At 46.0% G+C, this 615-nt stretch carries 1 protein-coding gene; it reads left to right on the top strand.

Annotated features, from left to right (window positions below):
* Positions 1 to 500 (top strand): ATPase RavA domain-containing protein (locus R7Q46_RS28180; RefSeq protein ID WP_318078441.1); only part of this gene is annotated, 500 nt, incomplete at its 5' end.
* Positions 501 to 615: the final 115 nt, after the last annotated feature.

Genomic DNA, 615 nt, shown 5'->3' with positions numbered 1-615 from the left:
AGTTGGTTATCTTGCAAAGCAACATGTCGGTATCGGAATCGGAAAAAGGCGATAGCCGTTGGGTTTATGTACCGAAAGATGAACTGGATCGTGTGATCAAAGATGGCCAAGGTGATGTGTACGGTTACGTAAACCAAAACACCAATATGTGTCGTCTGCGTTTTGATGTGGATGCGGCGAACAACTTGGTGATCCGCGATATTGCTAACCGCGGTATTTTGGTGAGCTTGGTAACGCAACAAGGTTTGGACATTGAGCTGTACCAAAAATGGTTGTCGCAAAGCGAAAAAGCCGTAAACCAACTGAGTGAAGCAGAGCACCACATGCGTAAAGTCAAAGCGAACTTTCATGATGCACTGCCACACAGTTTTGTGGATCCTGAATTACCACGTCTTATGGAGTCGAGTCTGCAACAGGTGAGCCAACGACTTGAGTCTATCCAAGGTGAAAGCGAGAAGATCATTCAACGCTTTAAAAACTTACATCAGTTTTTCTCTTAAGGAGACGACATGTTAGGTGCAGACGGACTCAACTTGGCGCTGATGGTGGCGGATTCAGGCATCATCGACAGTGCAGTCAACGATTTGATGGCTCGCTCTCAAGTTATGATGATGG

The sequence above is a fragment of the Vibrio sp. 811 genome, from assembly GCF_033339195.1.
This window is presented reverse-complemented; position numbering and strand designations above follow the sequence as displayed.